Origin of the sequence: Budvicia diplopodorum (assembly GCF_009800925.1) — a bacterium.
GTDB lineage: Bacteria > Pseudomonadota > Gammaproteobacteria > Enterobacterales > Enterobacteriaceae > Budvicia > Budvicia diplopodorum.
This window is the reverse complement of the sequence record NZ_WOYF01000002.1, coordinates 1-16,742: the sequence shown is the minus strand read 5'-3', so window position 1 is coordinate 16,742 and position 16,742 is coordinate 1. Positions and strand designations below refer to the sequence as shown.

Annotated in this window: 10 protein-coding genes; 6 read left to right on the top strand and 4 right to left on the bottom strand. The window is 45.9% G+C overall.

Going from position 1 to position 16,742, the window contains the following annotated elements:
• The 3 genes from GVI43_RS02545 to rpoS all read left to right on the top strand — a co-directional run bounded on the left by GVI43_RS02545 (position 1) and on the right by rpoS (position 3,129).
• Positions 1-633, top strand: coding sequence for a protein-L-isoaspartate(D-aspartate) O-methyltransferase (locus GVI43_RS02545; RefSeq protein WP_159565112.1), 633 nt, complete (start codon positions 1-3; stop codon positions 631-633).
• A gap of 277 nt (positions 634-910) precedes the next feature.
• Positions 911-2,080, top strand: coding sequence for a murein hydrolase activator NlpD (gene nlpD, locus GVI43_RS02540; RefSeq protein WP_159565110.1), 1,170 nt, complete (start codon positions 911-913; stop codon positions 2,078-2,080).
• 59 nt (positions 2,081-2,139) lie between these two features.
• Positions 2,140-3,129: an RNA polymerase sigma factor RpoS gene (gene rpoS / locus GVI43_RS02535; RefSeq protein WP_159565108.1), complete on the top strand. Its 990-nt coding sequence runs from the start codon at positions 2,140-2,142 to the stop codon at positions 3,127-3,129.
• Between the two features lie 88 nt (positions 3,130-3,217).
• Here rpoS and GVI43_RS02530 read toward each other — a convergent pair whose 3' ends face one another.
• A complete protein-coding gene (locus GVI43_RS02530; protein WP_246201461.1) occupies positions 3,218-5,335 on the bottom strand; it encodes a TonB-dependent siderophore receptor in 2,118 nt (705 codons plus the stop codon).
• A gap of 233 nt (positions 5,336-5,568) precedes the next feature.
• Between GVI43_RS02530 and GVI43_RS02525 the strand changes: the two genes are divergently transcribed.
• Both GVI43_RS02525 and GVI43_RS02520 read left to right on the top strand, forming a co-directional pair.
• Entirely contained in the window at positions 5,569-6,675 is a 1,107-nt protein-coding gene (locus GVI43_RS02525; protein ID WP_159565104.1) for an ABC transporter substrate-binding protein, read from the top strand.
• A 6-nt stretch (positions 6,676-6,681) separates the two neighbouring features.
• The gene (locus GVI43_RS02520) at positions 6,682-7,248 is read left to right on the top strand and encodes an MSMEG_1061 family FMN-dependent PPOX-type flavoprotein (protein ID WP_159565102.1); all 567 of its coding nucleotides are present in this window, start codon (positions 6,682-6,684) and stop codon (positions 7,246-7,248) included.
• A gap of 192 nt (positions 7,249-7,440) precedes the next feature.
• Here GVI43_RS02520 and mutS read toward each other — a convergent pair whose 3' ends face one another.
• Complete coding sequence (gene mutS / locus GVI43_RS02515) at positions 7,441-10,005, bottom strand: DNA mismatch repair protein MutS (RefSeq protein ID WP_159565100.1); 2,565 nt, start codon at positions 10,003-10,005, stop codon at positions 7,441-7,443.
• Between the two features lie 577 nt (positions 10,006-10,582).
• On the opposite strand from mutS, the gene GVI43_RS15745 reads away from it, so the two are divergent.
• On the top strand, positions 10,583-10,753 hold the full coding sequence (locus GVI43_RS15745) for a hypothetical protein (RefSeq protein WP_170324308.1): 171 nt from the start codon (positions 10,583-10,585) through the stop codon (positions 10,751-10,753).
• Here GVI43_RS15745 and GVI43_RS02510 read toward each other — a convergent pair.
• Both GVI43_RS02510 and GVI43_RS02505 read right to left on the bottom strand, forming a co-directional pair.
• On the bottom strand, positions 10,750-11,367 hold the full coding sequence (locus GVI43_RS02510; RefSeq protein WP_159565098.1) for a Fic/DOC family protein: 618 nt from the start codon (positions 11,365-11,367) through the stop codon (positions 10,750-10,752). The genes GVI43_RS15745 and GVI43_RS02510 overlap by 4 nt on opposite strands.
• A gap of 448 nt (positions 11,368-11,815) precedes the next feature.
• Positions 11,816-14,914, bottom strand: coding sequence for an autotransporter family protein (locus GVI43_RS02505; RefSeq protein ID WP_159565096.1), 3,099 nt, complete (start codon positions 14,912-14,914; stop codon positions 11,816-11,818).
• Between the last annotated feature and the right edge of the window lie 1,828 nt (positions 14,915-16,742).

Sequence of the window (16,742 nt, the reverse complement as noted above, 5' to 3'; positions counted from 1 at the left end):
ATGTCCAGTAAACGCATGCAGACGTTGCTTAAGCAGCTCGTCGCGCATGGCATTCAGGACCAGAACGTATTAAAGGCGATCGCTGCCGTACCCAGAGAGCACTTCATTGATGAGGCCTTGTCACATCAGGCATATGATAATACGGCATTACCGATAGGCGCGGGGCAAACCATATCACAACCTTATACCGTTGCCAGAATGACTGAGTTACTTCAGCTAACGCCGGAATCCAAAGTATTAGAAATTGGCACCGGCTCCGGTTACCAAACCGCCGTGTTAGCCCACATCGTTAGCCACGTTTATTCAGTTGAACGAATTAAAAGCTTACAATGGCAGGCTAAACGCAGGCTAAAGCAGCTTGACCTGCATAATGTTTCAACCCGCCACGGAGATGGCTGGGAAGGGTGGAAGGTTCGCGGGCCTTTCGACGCTATTATTGTTACTGCGGCTCCCGCTGAAATTCCCAAAGCGTTGGCTTGCCAGTTAGCTGACGGCGGTAGAATGGTTTTGCCCGTTGGGGAACAAAACCGCTCTCAGTCGTTAAAATTGGTTCAGCGTAACGGCAATGATTTTATAGTAAATAGTATAGAAACCGTGCGTTTTGTTCCGTTAATTAAAGGCGATCTTGCCTGACGGATACGTAGAGATAAGTAAATTTGGCTATTCTTGTTTGACGTTCAGTATAGATATAGTGTCCAATTCGCAGATAGGTACTTTTTCAGCCTTTTTAATCTGAATTAAATATAACGGAATAAACAGTATATCGCTCAGATTTGATGTAACCGTAATAAGTAAAATTGTCAGTTAAATTAATTTTTTAATGGATATAAATAATTTTCAGTTGGCCGGGCGTTTGGCCAGTTACTAATGGACTTTAATCAGTTATTGATTCTGCTATGGTGGGGTAAGCATGCGTAAAGGAAGCCCGATGAAGGTATATCGGTATATTACAGTAGGTACGGTAGTCAGCTTATTATTAGCAGGTTGTAGCAGTGATACAACGGCACCCGCACCGATAACGGCTATCACCAATGATAGCGGCGGCTATTCTGCCGCTCCGACGTCAAAGTCAGGTACGGTAGATAGTTCTCCGTCAACGACGACGGCGATTGATACTAGTCGTCCTAATATTGTCTACACGCAGGGGCAAAGCGCGGCCAGTACCGCAAGTCCTGCTGGCCAAACGGTTCCCACCACTCCGGCCAAAACGAATAATAATCAGACGAGTTCAGCAAATACCGGCGATAGCCGTATTGTTTATAACCGTAGCTATTCTGATATTCCTAAAGGGTCATATAACGGCGGGGCAACGTATACCGTTTCTCGCGGCGATACTCTTTTTTATATCGCTTGGATCACCGGTAATGATTTTCGCGAATTAGCACAAAAAAATAGCATTGCAGAACCTTATTCATTATCTGCCGGACAAGTTTTAAACGTTGGCGGAGGTGCAAATACAACCACTCCTAGTAATGGCGGGATGCTGGCCGGAACCAGTGGTAATGGGGCTGCAGTCTCACCTTCAGGTAGTAATCAAAATCAACCGGCAACTGTTGATTCTAGTAAATCAGACGAGTATGCTGTTACAACTGGTAAACAGAATGTTGATAAAACGTTACCAGCAACGGCAGGGACATCGACGGCTTCTACTAGTGCTACAACCGGTGTATCAACAGTACCCGTTGCAACGACAAGTAGTAGTACATCAGGCGTTCGCTGGCGTTGGCCAACTGAAGGAAAAGTGATTGATAACTTCTCGACTTCAGATGGTGGAAACAAAGGTATCGACATTGCGGGCTCACGTGGCCAATCGGTACTTGCCGCTGCTGACGGGCGTATTGTATATGCAGGTAATGCATTACGCGGTTACGGTAACTTAATCATTATTAAACATAATGATGATTACCTCAGCGCTTACGCACACAATGATTCGATGCTAGTTGCTGAGCAACAAGATGTAAAAGCAGGACAAAAAATAGCAACAATGGGTAGTACGGGTGCCAGCTCTGTAAGGTTACATTTTGAAATCCGTTACAAAGGCAAATCCGTCAACCCGCTGCAGCATTTGCCGCAGCGTTAACTGGGCAGGAGTTTTGTTTTCCTGCCTGAGTGTCGCAACTACGGGTAGGAAAACAAACTATGAGTTCCAATACGCTGAAAGTCAACGAATGGCCTGAAAATGCTGATTTCGATGATAGTGAACCTACTGAATTTGATGAAAAAGCTCAGTTAGAAGTTGCTGAGGATGATAGTTCAGTTGAAGATACACTGCTTTCACAGGATGTGACTCAACATGTGCTGGATGCGACACAGCTGTATCTCGGAGAAATCGGTTTCTCACCCCTATTAACCGCTCAGGAAGAAGTCTATTTTGCACGGCGGGCACTACGCGGCGACGCACCGGCCCGCAGTCGCATGATTGAAAGTAACCTGCGCTTGGTTGTTAAAATTGCGCGCCGCTATAACAATCGCGGCTTAGCGCTACTTGATTTGATTGAAGAAGGAAATCTGGGCCTGATTCGAGCCGTTGAAAAGTTCGATCCAGAAAGAGGTTTCCGCTTCTCAACCTACGCCACTTGGTGGATCAGACAAACTATTGAACGCGCGATAATGAATCAGACTCGCACCATCCGTCTGCCCATTCATATCGTTAAAGAGCTTAATGTTTATCTGCGCACCGCCCGTGAGCTTTCCCATAAGTTAGATCACGAACCGCGTGCAGAAGATATTGCTAACAAGCTGGATAAGTCCGTTGGTGACGTTAGCCGTATGCTGCGCCTCAACGAACGAGTGACCTCGGTTGATTCACCGTTAAGCGGCGAATCTGACAGTGCGCTGTTAGACATTCTGCCGGATGAAAATAACAACGATCCTGAATACACCACTCAGGATAACGATATCAAGCAAAGTATTGTGAAATGGTTGTTTGAACTGAATCCAAAACAGCGTGAAGTGTTGGCTCGTCGTTTCGGTCTGTTGGGCTATGAAGCGGCAACGCTGGAAGACGTCGGCAGCGAGATCGGTCTGACTCGTGAACGCGTTCGTCAGATTCAGGTTGAAGGGCTGGCGCAATTGCGCGAAATCCTGATGAAACAAGGTTTGAATATTGAGGCACTGTTTCAGGAATAAATTTTCTTAACCATCAACACTAAAAAAACCGGTGTCAGTTTCCTGACGCCGGTTTTTTTCATGGCTAACGTTTTATGCTAGCGTTTTGTTACCAGCGATAGTTCAGCTTAGCGGTAACGGTACGGCCGTCACCGTAGTAGCACCAGTAGTCACAGGCGCTGACGTATTTCTTATCGGCTAAGTTATTGGCATTCACCTGCACTTGCCACTCTTTGCTGATGTCGTAACGAACCATTGCATCCCATAGGGTATAGGCTGGTACTTTCATATCGCGAGTGTTGGTCGAATCACCGTAGGTGCTGCCAATATAGCGCACGCCAGAACCGATAGTGAATCCGTGCAGAGAGCCAGGAAGGTTATAGTCGGCCCACAGCGATGCCATATTTCTTGGCGTAGCCGGCAGGCGTTTATCGATTTCTGCAGCATTTAACGATTGCGTGGTGATTACCTGATTCAGCGTATAGCTAGCGGTAAACTTCAGGTCATCTGTTGCATTGCCAACGGCTTCTAGCTCTAACCCGCGTGAACGGGCTTCACCGGTTTGAGTCCGAACCGACGGGTTAGCCGGGTCGGTGGTCAGCGTGTTCTTCTGATACAGCTCGTAAACTGCGGCGTTAATATAGCCGTTAAACCAGTTTGGTACGTACTTCACGCCTAGCTCGGTTTGCTCGCCGGTTTGAGGTTCATAAGGATTATTGTTGTTATTTCTGCCGGATAACGGCTGGAACGACTCAGAGTAGCTGACGTATGGATTAAGCCCGATATCAGAGATATACATTAAACCGGCACTCTTAGTGTACTTATGGTCGTCCATATCGATACGATCGTTAGTATCCGGCTGGGTATCGCTAGAGGTGGCTTTATCGTAACGCCCGCCGACCAGTAATAGCCATTTATCATCAAACTTAATTTGGTTCTGAATATACAGGCCGTTCTGGCGACGTTTAGTACTGTGATTAAACAGATCGCTGTCTGATACCGGCTGGTAGTTACCGTAGACCGGGTTAAAGATATCTAACGGTGCACCGAAGCTGTATAGGTTGGCGTCTTTACCGCGAGAGTTAGCGGTAAAGTAGTCAACGCCCAATAGCAGCGTATTTTCGAAGCGGTCAAACGTCCAGTGACCAACCATGCGGTTATCTAATGCCCAGCTTTGCGCGCTACCGTCTCGGTAGGTTAGCCCACGGTTAACGTGACGATCGTCGATCATGCTAAGACCATAAGCGCCCCGTAACAGCAGGTTCATATAGCTATAGGCCATATTTTGGTGGAAAGTCCAAGTATCGTTAAAGCTGTGCTTGAATTCGTATCCAGCCATGAACTCTTCAGAGTTATTGGCAGCATAATCCGGCTCACCATAGCTCATTTTATAATCGACTTTACCAAACGGTGTATCTTGCAGTGTGCCGTAAGGCAGTTTAAAACCGCTGGTCTGGTTAGTATTGTCTTTCATATAGCTGGTTAGCAGAGTCAGGCTGGTATCGTCTGAGAAATCGATACTGATACTCGGCGCGATATAGTAACGTTCGCTCTGAGCGCCCTCGGTCGGACCGTTAGCCTGACGGGCAAAGCCAACTAAACGATACAGAACGTTGCCTTCATCGGTAACCGGGCCGGAGGTATCCAGCGCGAAGTGACGATAGTCGTCAGAACCATAAGAAAGCTCCACTTCGCCCTGCTTTAGGCGAGTAGGGCGCTTACTGAGAACGTTAACTAATCCACCCGGTGGGTTTTGCCCGTACAGCATGGATGCCGGGCCTTTAAGCATTTCGATTCGTTCTACGCCATAGGCTTCCTGCTGCCAGCCGTAGAAACCGCTTTCATTCAAGGTTTGTAGCCCATTCTGATAGCGTGACCAGCCAAAACCACGGATTTTCAGCCAGTCGTTGATATTATCGGGACCATAAGGCGTAGCCTGAACGCCAGCGCTATAGCGCATGGCTTCATCAATTTTTTTGACCCCGCGATCTTTTATATTTTCTAGGGTAACTTCTGACAATGCTCGTGGCGTTTCGGCCGCTGGAGTATCTATTTTTAATGCCGTATTTCCACCGATAACAACGACTTTTTCGTCGCTACTTTCTGATGCCGCTTCTGATTTTGCGGTTTCTTCCGCTATCGTTGGAAAAGAGGCTGTTGCAGCAAGTAAAATGGCATAGGCTAATGGTTTTAAGGTTGGGTAAGTCGAGGCGACTTTGCGGTCCATAATATGAAGCATCCTGAGTAGTTTATAAGTTATGTGGAATGAGACTGATTATCATACGTATTGTCATTTTATTTATTACCCGCTGTCAAACAAAATGAGAAAAATTGAATAATTCATTCTGGATGATGATTCTTTTACTATTCGCCAAATGATATATTGCGAATAATTATCATTATTCAGAGGAAATACGCTAAGGCGTTGCTCTTCATTTTTATCAACGGGCTTTATATTCAATGAACAATAGATTGCTAACGCTGCTTCTGGTGCTGATTTTTAGTATCTCAGCCACCTATGCCAGTGACTGGCCAAAAGACGTCACCGACGTGATGGGAAATAAAGTGGTTCTTTTACACAAACCTCAGCGGGTGGTCTTAGCCTCCGGATACAGCTTTGTTGCCATGTCGTTTGTTGATGAGGATCCGACTAACGTTTTGGTTGGCTGGGGAAGTGAACTCAAAAAGCTGGATGTGGCTACCTATAACCTTTATCTGAAAACCTTTCCTAAACTGGCCGATCTTAAGGTAATTGGCAGCGGTAGCGGAGACGAGCTTTCAACCGAGACGATCCTTTCCCTGTCTCCAGATTTAGTGATTTTTGAAAGCTGGCAGGCCCAGCGTTCTCAAAACCTGATTGCATTGCTCAACAAGAGTCATATTCCGGTCGCCTTTATTGATTTCTATCAGTCTCCGTTAGAGCATACGGTTCCATCGGTGAGGGTGTTAGGCCAGCTGTTAGATCGGGAGAAGAAAGCGGAAGAGCTGATTAGCTTCTATCAGGCTCATATGGATCGTCTGACGTCGCGGCTTAACGACCCGAAAATACAGCATCCTACCGTGTTACTGCACGCATACCCCGGCGTTTGGGATTGCTGCTGGAGTAGCGGAACCGGCGGCATTGGCGAGTATATTTCGTTGTTTAAAGGCGTGAATGTCGGTGCCGATAAGTTTCCTACCGCTAATGGCGGGGTGCTGAGCCTTGAATATTTGATTCAAAAAAATCCTCGGGTGTATATTGCGACCGGACATTCGGCCGTTGATCCGAATAAAGCCTTACCGCTGGGTACCAGCGTTGATACGGCACTCAGCCAGCGTCAGTTGAAATCATTAGTCGAGCAGAAAGGGCTCAATACCTTTGATGCAGTGAAGGGCGGCCGAGTGCACGGATTCTGGAACTACTTTTCCGGTTCACCGTTTAATATCGTTGGCGCAGAGGCAATGGCGAAATGGATTCAACCCAACGTTTATCAGGATATCGATCCGCAGAAAACCATGGATGAGCTGAACCAGCGCTTCCTTCCCGTGAAGTTAACCGGCACCTACTGGCTTACCTTAGAGAGATAAGATTGTATGCATACCAAGCCTGAATATATTGTCACAACCAAAGAGCAACTGCGTGAGCGCTATAGCGCCCCACATCCGATAGTGGTTAACAAGCAGATTGATTTTCTGGCACCCTATGGTCAAACGCTGATTTCTCTCTCTCCTTTCTGCGTGTTGGCTACCGTAGGAACCAAAGGCGTAGACGTATCGCCTAAAGGCGGCGGCCCGGGCTTTGTGAAAACCGTGGGTGAAAAAACGCTGTTAATTCCTGACTACGCGGGCAATAACCGGTTAGACGGATTGCAGAATATAATTGAGAATCCGCAGGTCGGTTTAACATTCTTTATTCCGGGCTATAACGAAGTCTTTCGGGTCAACGGCAAAGCAACTATCTCTACCGATCCGTCGCTGTGTGAGTTTTTTACGGATACCGGCAAACGGGTGAAGTGTACGATTGTGGTCGATATTGAAGAGGCGTTTATTCACTGCGGTCAGGCTATTTCACTGGCTAAGCTGTGGGATAGTGAAAGTCAGGCTAATGCGGATAACACCCCGACGCTGGATGAAATTATCGCTTTTCATCAGGAGCGCTGATTTGTGTTTGATACTGCGGACAACGTTCAGATCGTGAAATTTGGCTCTATACTGCCGTCATCCCATTGAAAAACGGGATCTAGGTTTTAGCTAACCAATTAGTGCTTGGCTTAAAGACTGGACCCCGTTTTTCAACGGGGCGACGACGTTGAGGGACTGACGATAACCAAGCAGATTGCCATCGAGTGAGTATTAAACCAAATCTTTAAGCTTGTAGATCCACTCAAGGGCCTGTTTCGGCGTTAGCGTGTCTGGGTCTAGATTTTCTAAGGCTTCTATCGCTGGAGATGGTTCTTCTACTGCCAGCAAAGCCATTTGTGAACCATCAATATTACTGTTGGCCGCGTTGACCGACAGCGATTCTAGCTCTTTGAGTTTCTGCCGCGCCCGTTTGATGACATCTTTAGGCACGCCGGCCAGTGCCGCAACGGCCAGACCGTAGCTTTTACTGGCGGCTCCCGGCTGAACGCTGTGCATAAACGCGATGGTATCATTGTGCTCAACGGCATCCAGATGCACGTTTTCTACCCCCTCCATGCGTTCCGGCAGGGTTGTCAGCTCAAAATAGTGAGTGGCAAACAGGGTCATCGCTTTAATCTTATGAGCCAGATTCTCAGCGCAGCTCCAGGCCAGCGACAGGCCGTCGTAGGTTGAGGTTCCGCGACCAATTTCATCCATCAGGATCAAACTGTGTTCAGTGGCATTGTGCAAAATATTGGCGGTTTCGGTCATTTCCACCATAAAAGTAGAACGGCCAGAGGCCAGATCGTCTGCGGCGCCTATGCGTGTAAAAATGCGGTCTACTGGGCCAATGGTGGCGCTTTCGGCAGGAACAAAGCTGCCGATATGGGCCATCAGTACGATCAGCGCCGCCTGACGCATATAGGTACTTTTACCCCCCATATTGGGGCCGGTAACAATCAGCATACGGCGCTGAGGAGAAAGCTGTAGCGGGTTGGCAATAAACGGCTCATTGAGCACCTGTTCAACCACCGGATGACGCCCGCCGGTAATCTGAATGCCCGGTTTATCGGTCAAGGTCGGGCAGTGGTAATTCAGCGTATAGGCCCGCTCCGCTAAATTACAAAGTACGTCCAGCTCGGCCAGTGCAGACGCGCTGTTCTGTAGCGCTTCAAGATGCGGCAATATCAGATCGAACAGCTCATCGTATAGGCTCTTCTCCAGCGCCAGCGCTTTGCCCTTGGAGGTCAGAACCTTGTCTTCATACTCTTTCAATTCAGGAATAATGTAGCGCTCAGCGTTCTTCAGGGTTTGGCGGCGCACATAGTGAATTGGCACGTGATGGCTCTGCCCGCGGCTGACCTGAATGAAATAGCCATGAACGCCGTTAAAACCGACTTTCAGCGTATCGAGGCCGAGCTTCTCGCGTTCGCGAATTTCTAAACGATCCAGATAGTCCGTTGCGCCGTCGGCCAGCGCCCGCCACTCATCCAGCTCGGCATTATATTCTGGCGCTATCACTCCACCATCGCGAATTAGCACCGGCGGTGATTCAACCACGGCGCGCTCTAACAGTGCCTGAAGTTCTGAAAACTGGCCAATCTGGCTTTTCAATATTTGGATATATTCAGACGAGAAGGGGGTAAGGATCTGGTGAATATCAGGCAACTGCTGAAAAGCATTGCGCATACGGGCCAGATCCCTCGGGCGAGCGGTCCGCAGAGCCAGTCGGGCAAGAATACGCTCTAAATCGCCTACGTTGCGCAGAAATGGCTGTAATTCAGCATAGTTGTCCTGCAGTTCAGCGATAGCCGACTGACGATGGCGCAGCGTGGCTATGTTTCGGGTTGGTGCATGGATCCAGCGCTTTAACATGCGGCTGCCCATGGCGGTAACCGAATGATCCAGAATAGCCGCCAGCGTATTTTCAGTCGTGCCGGACAGGCTTAGGGTCAGTTCCAAGTTCCGTCGGGTGGCGGCATCCAAAATAATACCGTCCTGCTGACGTTCAATGGTTACACCTCGGATATGGGGCAGAGACGTACGCTGGGTATCTTTTACATACTGTAATAAACAGCCCGCCGCACGCAGAGCACGAACGTTTTTTTCAACGCCGAATCCGCTTAGGTCTTTGGTACCAAACTGCATATTTAGCTGCTGGCGGGCCGTATCGAGCTCAAACTCCCACAGCGGCCGACGGCGCAGGCCGTGACGATTTTCGATTAGGTCCATGGCGGCCAGATCTTCTGGATAAAGCAGCTCGGCAGGATTGGTGCGCTGAAGCTCTGCGGCCATGGTTTCTTTATCTACTGGCTCAGCCACCAAAAAACGTCCTGAGCTGATATCTAACGTTGCGTAGCCAAACTGTTTATCATCCTGCCAGATAGCCGCCAGTAGGTTGTCCTGACGCTCTTGTAATAACGCTTCATCGCTGACGGTGCCCGGGGTAACAATTCGCACCACTTTGCGTTCTACCGGCCCTTTGCTGGTGGCCGGATCGCCAATCTGTTCACAAATGGCAACGGATTCGCCGAGCTGAACTAATTTAGCCAAGTAGTTTTCAATAGCATGGTGCGGCACGCCGGCCATCGGAATAGGTTCACCAGCGGAAGCGCCACGCTTGGTTAACGAAATATCCAGCAGTTGAGAAGCCCGTTTGGCATCGTCATAAAATAGTTCGTAAAAGTCGCCCATACGATAAAACAGCAGAATTTGAGGGTGTTGAGATTTCAGTTTTAGGTATTGCTGCATCATCGGCGTGTGCGAATCTAGGGCTGTTTTATCCTTTACTATCATTTCCTTACCTTTTTATCTTTTGTTTTGGAGCATCTGGGGGGATTTTCTGTCTCTTCGCTCGTCGTCCGGTGAGTCTTATAAGTTGGCGCGTTTCGCGCTGTGCTTGTCCGTTATTCCCTGCCCGTATACTAGCCCACTCGCCAATAAACTTACACAGGTAAAAATTGGAAACTTTCTGCCAACTTCACTTGCAATAGCAAGGACTAAGCGACATGAACTGAAAAAAATGAAGCGTGAAGGGCATTGTCCTGCCACTGAGCTAAAAGCTGAAAAACAGCGGGGATGAGATCAATGTGAAATAGACAGCAACCTGTTTTGACGGTGAAAGACTCCATTGAGCTTTATTTGACTCACGTATTGACGATCGCAAAAGTCATAATGGCAAAATTATCGCTGATGGATGTAAGAAGAAAGGGTAATCAGAAGTTTGCTGTACACTTCAACGCGATTCTGTGGAAAAATCAGGGTAGGATTGTCTTCGGGTACAAGGGTATTCCAGAATAAAAACACTTCTATAATATCAACGATAATAGCTTATAATATATATTCAATACTTATTTGAAATTTGGGGGCCTCAATGAATAACAACAAGAAAATACCGATGTCTTACGCTAAGCCGTCTCGTGAAGATATTGTTCGTTCTGTATCTACGTCAACGGCAGTTGAAACAGGTCAGTCTTCCAGCCAAATTGAAGCTTCACTTGAAGCTAAACGCAAGAAGTTTTCCCACCTTCGTCTGGCTGTTTAGTCATTTCTTAATGCTTTTCTGACCCAATATTTCATAGGTTCGTAGTCCATTAGCATACCTGCATGGATAGCTGAAATGTACTGAGCTTTGTTCTGCTCCCAGCTTTGATAATCCAACGGTTTAAACCCTCCCTGAACAGCCATCACATCGGCTAAAAGTCGTGACAAACGCCCATTTCCTTCTCTAAATGGATGAATGAGTATTATCTCAACGTGGATTATAGCGATAGCCTCAATGAGCTGTTCTTCATCCATTCCGCCACCCGGTGTGTAACGGGCAAGGTACTTAGCTTCAAATTCATTCAGTAGTTTTGGGAGCTGTGCTGAAGGCGCAAACATAAAGCCGCCTTTGCTGATGTTAACGGTTCTTTCTTGTCCAGCCCACTTATATAGGTTACCTAACCAGCGACGGTGCCAGTTTTGAATCATCGATACCGTGATTTGTTCAAGGGGGAACTGTTTTTCAAAGATAAGGTGGTAAAGCTGTTCTAAAAGTACTAGTTCAGCGTCATCAATTTCATCGGAACTAGAAATACCCAGCTTGTTAGCTAAAACTTGTTCGCCAGAGTCTTCCTCATACTGGCCTTCACTGTTAGAAACATGGTATCGGCTCATTGAAATACTCTGCGCTGTTGGGTCGAAGGGACTATGGGAGAGCGTAAAACAGAATTATAGCGTTATACCAATAGCATAACAACATTAGCAAAATCAACTGGTTGTGCAAGTGCAGGCCAAAATATAGTTTTTACCCTTTTTATGAAAAATATATTTAATTATCAGTATTAACACACCAATGCATCTTGAGCTTTATTTGACTCACGTATTGACGATCGCAAAAGTCATAATGGCAAAATTATCGCTGATGGATGTAAGAAGAAAGGGTAATCAGAAGTTTGCTGCATGCTTCAACGCGATTCTGTGGAAAAGCTAAGGCAAGATTGTCTATCGGGGCAAGGGCATTCCAAAAATAAATTACCAAACAGGGATAGATGACAAGAAAATGAGCCTGCAATTCAAATCGTGAAATTACAGGCTCGGATTACTCTTTTAAGAACCAGCTAAATCAGAAACTATACTTCAACCCAACCGTGGCCAGAGTATCACTGTAGCCATTATCACCCATTTGCTGAGCTATGTTAGTCCACAGATTAACGTTTTTATTCAGTTGACCTTCAACTCCCAGCTTAAGCTCGCCAGCGTTGGTATATCCCGACTGGCTGATTGTCACGCCGTCCATAGTGGTTGAAGCCTGCTCGGTATTGTGCAGCCAGTTAGCTTCAAGATAAGTTGTAAACAGGCGGTCTTTAGCGCTATCTATATCGCTTGTGCCGTCACGAGAAAGTTTCATACCTAAGCGAGTCTGAACATTATTATTATTGTCAGATTTAACCTGAGTACCGTTGGCCTCACGATGGTCATCGGCTTGAATATTGCTCCAAATGATTTGTGCCTGAGGCGTTACAAACACGTGGCCGCTTTCGCCCTGATATACCGGTATCCTATAGCCACTTTCAACTGAAGCACTCAGGCCGTTCATATCGTAGCTCTCACCCGAAAGCTGCTCGCCATTCACTTCTGCGTTCAGCATGCTGTACTGCACCCAACTATCAACGTACAGGCCGTTAAGGGTTTTAGCATCCTGATACCAGGTGGCATAAACGCCGCCGCTGTAGCCATCAACCTTGCCTTTAGAATTATAGCCAGTGTGATGATTACCGCTCTCACTGTCCGACTTACCGTAACCGAGCATCAGGCCAACGCCTAAACGGTCCGTATCGCTAAACTGGGTTTGTGCCACTTCTCCACCGCCCTGAACCACATAGGTATTAGTAGCCGTTTTAATCTGACCGCTAGAGTCTCTGAATTTAGTGCGGGAACCCTGCTGGCGTAGCCACATGCTGGAGTTCTCTGCCCGGCCTTCACGATCTTCTAAGCGTAGATTGAATAGCTTACTGGCCGCAGCTATATTAGCCATATAGCTGCCGGCTTCAGGACGAATAACCGGCGTGATTGGGGTAACTGGAGTAACGGGAGTAACTGGTGTATCTGGGTCAACTGGCTCATCTGGGGTAGGCGTTGGCGTTGGTGTCGGTGGTGGAACCGGCATAAGGCTAGATCGTAAATACCAGCCACCGTTATTCGGGCTACTCACGCTGCCTTGGGCTAGTTGATATTCATAGGCACCGGCAACCACGCGGTTGTTTAACGTAAATATTCCGTCTGACCGGCCTGCAACCCTGATGACTTCAATGCCATTGGCGGTTAATCCACCCGTTCCGTTGTGGTTATTGACAATAACCCCGGTGGTGCCGGATGTATCGCCTGCCACGATTAATTTATCGGTTGCCGAACTATCGTCGCCTAACGCGGTATTGATGATCAGAGTGCCGCCACCGTTATAGTTTCCTCTAACTATCAGGTTCTTAAATGCCCCGCTGTTGCTAGGTGGCAGAAAATTGACCGTGCCTTGATCCAACGTCAGATTGGTGACGCTAGAAGTCCCCGTCATATTCCAGATAGCTCGATTGGAAATATCCAGATTAACGGTGCCTCTGTTGGGGGAGTCTGCGGATAATGTATAACTGGCGGCGGTCAGATATGAATTTGCATTATTGAGAGTCATATTTAGTACGCCACTATTGCTAGCGCCAACTTCTCCCACTACCTGCACCGTTCCTGTGCCTGAAGTATTGATATCAATTTGGCTATCAGCACCTCTGGAATATAGCGCCCAGGTAATATTGCTATTATCGTTTAAAATCAGACCCTTTTTCACTTCTGCTTTACCACCGTATGCCACTTCAATTCCGGAGATATAGTCAGCATTGGTACCGGCTAATGAAATTTTCAGGTCATCCTCAAATGTGGCCTTAGTCGTTCCATCAAAATCATCATAGATATACATTGCTCTTGCAGTATCTACGCCATTTTTTACGGTAATATCTGTTTTTCCGTTAAACTGCGCCGAGCTTTTCCAAACGTATAAGCCGGTATTATAATAGCCGCCGTTGCTGGTTAACGAAAATTCATCGTTAGCCACTAAGGTTGACCCATTCACCAAAGAAATAGTTTTAAGCCAGTAGGGGTCGATCCACTCTTCGAATGGATCTCCGGGGTCTTGCATATATCCTGGGCGAGTCCCTTGAGGCGTTAGATTTTCTCCAATAATAGTTGCCCTATTATTAAAAGTGATATCTGTTTGTTCTACTTCAATTGCCCTGCCACCGATGCTGTATCCAAAGAAGTTCTCTCCGTACTCATCTGCGCCACTGCTCAGACCGATAGCTTCGATGAGCGTTTCACCGGTAAACTCAATGGTATTTCGATTTCGATAGGTTCCTCCACCTGCTGCAAAAATACCTTGATTGCCTTTAAGAACAATGGAGTCTGCCTCAAATTTTGCCGTATTTACTGCATCATATATGCCCGGGAATTCGTAGAAATCGCTAAATTCTAATGCAGTCTCATTAGCTTCAATCAAAATCCGATCGGCTTTAATATCTGCAGTGCTTCCACCGCTCAGCACCAACCCACGCCGAGCCATGATAGCCTCCCCCCCGGGATCTCCCGGAACGTTGACGATAAAATTTCCACCGTCAAAGACAAGCTGTGCATTCTGCAGACCAATGCCATACCGATGGCCACTTCGGGTAGGTCCTAACGGTGGCATATATACGGTTAGATTGACTTTATTATCGCCATCGCTTTTGAAATCGAACTTGCCACCCGGACCTGCAAACATCGCATAAAAATTGTCGTCGTAATTTGTTATTTCATTGCTTACAACAATATTACCGCCGGTAAAAGACATCGTTCCGCTTAGCGAGCCTTGTTTAACCGCATACAGCGTAGACGCGTGTTCTGAAGCGTTATATTTTCCATTAGAGCCTCTGAGCGTTAACGTTTTTCCCTCACTGATATTGACGTTAACCGCGCCATTATACGTATTGATTAGCGACCTATCGTTACCATAATAACCTCTGACAAATCCGGAGGCATCTATAGTGACGTCCCCATTGCTAACCGTATAATTACCGTTGGTAATCGTAGTCATCGTGTTCGTATAGGTCTGATTGGTTAATTCTGCTGCTTCAACTAGTGGAATCCCAAAGAAGGAGCCCCCCAATACCATGGGTAATATTTTTTTCCATTGCTTGCTCATTGCTTGCTCCTGATTTCCATTTTTTACTTTTTAGGCTTGGTTTTGTTAAAGTCAAATAAGTAATAAATTAATAAGTTGTTAATATATAAACCGTTTCGCCGCTAGGCAGAGTTATGTTGAAAATGTTGTTAATATACATGCGTGAAGCTGCATTTAGCTCAATCTTAGAGCAGACAAAATAATGATTGTTTTGAAAAACGTCCCTGATAATAAAAGGAATGTATAGTTCATTTTGTACACCATCCTTGATGTGTTTTTTAGATTAACTCATTGTTATTAATGCAATTAATGATGCTAATCATCTGAGTGTTCAGTACTGCTGGTCTGAGGGTTATATCGGAAAAAAGTGTTTTTGTTATACATGGCAATTTTTCACTACGTTTACCCTTACATATTAATTCCACGCATTAGATACTATAATAAAAATCAAAACTACTCTTTTATTGTGTCGGTGCGCACAGAATGAAAATATTAGCGGTATGGCTTATTCACACCGATTCATCATTTCCTTTCACTCAATTTGATCTATGTTATATCACGATCGATAATTCCATACAAATGGTATGATATGAATTATAATTCTTTAAATTAACCATTCGTTGGTTGTTTGTTCTTGTTTTTCGGTATTTATAGGAACTATTGACATTGGATGTACGCTAATCTGGCTGATAATGCTTTTTTATATTATTTGTTATTTGGATAATGCCTTTTTATTGATAACTAATAACATCAAAAAATAAACATAAAATAAATATTGCACCTCTTTTGTAAAGCAGTTGTGACTATTTTAGTTGCCTGAAGGAATAGTAAAGTTAAAGCATATTGCAATGTTTTGGTATTAACGATCGCAACCGAATAATTTAATGGATTTTAATTCTGGATGCGGCAATAAATAGTTGTGCTATTAGTTCAGTATTTAATATGGACAATTATGGTGAAATCTATGGACGAAAATCACATGACAGTGGCAATTAAGTATACGTTTGATACCTAATTAACCAATTGGAGTTCAAATGTACCTTCATGTCATGGATGGGTAACCATTACAGGTATGAGAGTCTGATTTTGGCTAACCTAACTACATGTTTATTGATATTGATGGTTATAGCGGGCGGAAATAGCCAGCCCTCCCGTGAGCGTAAATAATGGTCTGTAGTCATTTTGATTTTCTGCACGGTATGAAAAAATGGAATACGTTTCGCAAGCTTGAACTAACTGGGTTGAGTTAGTACTGATAGTTTCGATAAGCTAAAAATGACAGTTTAATTGAATGATTAGCTACGCAGGGGTTAGGGCAATGGGATAATAGTATTCACGCATGGAGTACAGACTGGTCAGCGGTATTGCCAGCACCCATAGCGGAACGCCTAATAAATCGGTAGGTGTCGTGTAGGTGCCGTGTAGGTATCATATAGTTCGGTTGATCCAATTGTGGCAGAACAGTCATACCGCCAACTACTACTCCATCACTACAACCGCAGGCTGACGCCCGATGAGTCAAAACAATTATTTTCACAACGCGCTAACGTCGAGGCCGCTTGTTGCTGGTGATAACGCTTTAGATCTTTGTGATTGCATTCATTAAGTCAGTTAGACTCTGTGATTATACCGGTTTATTGGTGTCGCAATGCGTGGTCAGTGCCGGAAAATATCGATGAAAAACTTCACGTTAGCGACCTGATTTTTCGGAATAATTAGCCTTATTGTGAAAGATAGTGATAGACAACAAATAGACTGTTGTATATTTTACGCGAAATTATGATAAGCCCCCCTAATGGAATAGCGATGTTTGCGAGAGCAGAACAGGATTTTGCCGTTAAGAAAATCC

Bases quoted from the DNA above. Each gene is read 5' to 3' on its own strand.
- GVI43_RS02545 (WP_159565112.1), top strand. From the start codon at position 1: ATGTCCAGTAAACGCATGCAGACGTTGCTTAAGCAGCTCGTCGCGCAT.
- nlpD (WP_159565110.1), top strand. From the start codon at position 911: ATGCGTAAAGGAAGCCCGATGAAGGTATATCGGTATATTACAGTAGGT.
- rpoS (WP_159565108.1), top strand. From the start codon at position 2,140: ATGAGTTCCAATACGCTGAAAGTCAACGAATGGCCTGAAAATGCTGAT.
- GVI43_RS02530 (WP_246201461.1), bottom strand. From the start codon at position 5,335: ATGGACCGCAAAGTCGCCTCGACTTACCCAACCTTAAAACCATTAGCC.
- GVI43_RS02525 (WP_159565104.1), top strand. From the start codon at position 5,569: ATGAACAATAGATTGCTAACGCTGCTTCTGGTGCTGATTTTTAGTATC.
- GVI43_RS02520 (WP_159565102.1), top strand. From the start codon at position 6,682: ATGCATACCAAGCCTGAATATATTGTCACAACCAAAGAGCAACTGCGT.
- mutS (WP_159565100.1), bottom strand. From the start codon at position 10,005: ATGATAGTAAAGGATAAAACAGCCCTAGATTCGCACACGCCGATGATG.
- GVI43_RS15745 (WP_170324308.1), top strand. From the start codon at position 10,583: ATGAATAACAACAAGAAAATACCGATGTCTTACGCTAAGCCGTCTCGT.
- GVI43_RS02510 (WP_159565098.1), bottom strand. From the start codon at position 11,367: ATGAGCCGATACCATGTTTCTAACAGTGAAGGCCAGTATGAGGAAGAC.
- GVI43_RS02505 (WP_159565096.1), bottom strand. From the start codon at position 14,914: ATGAGCAAGCAATGGAAAAAAATATTACCCATGGTATTGGGGGGCTCC.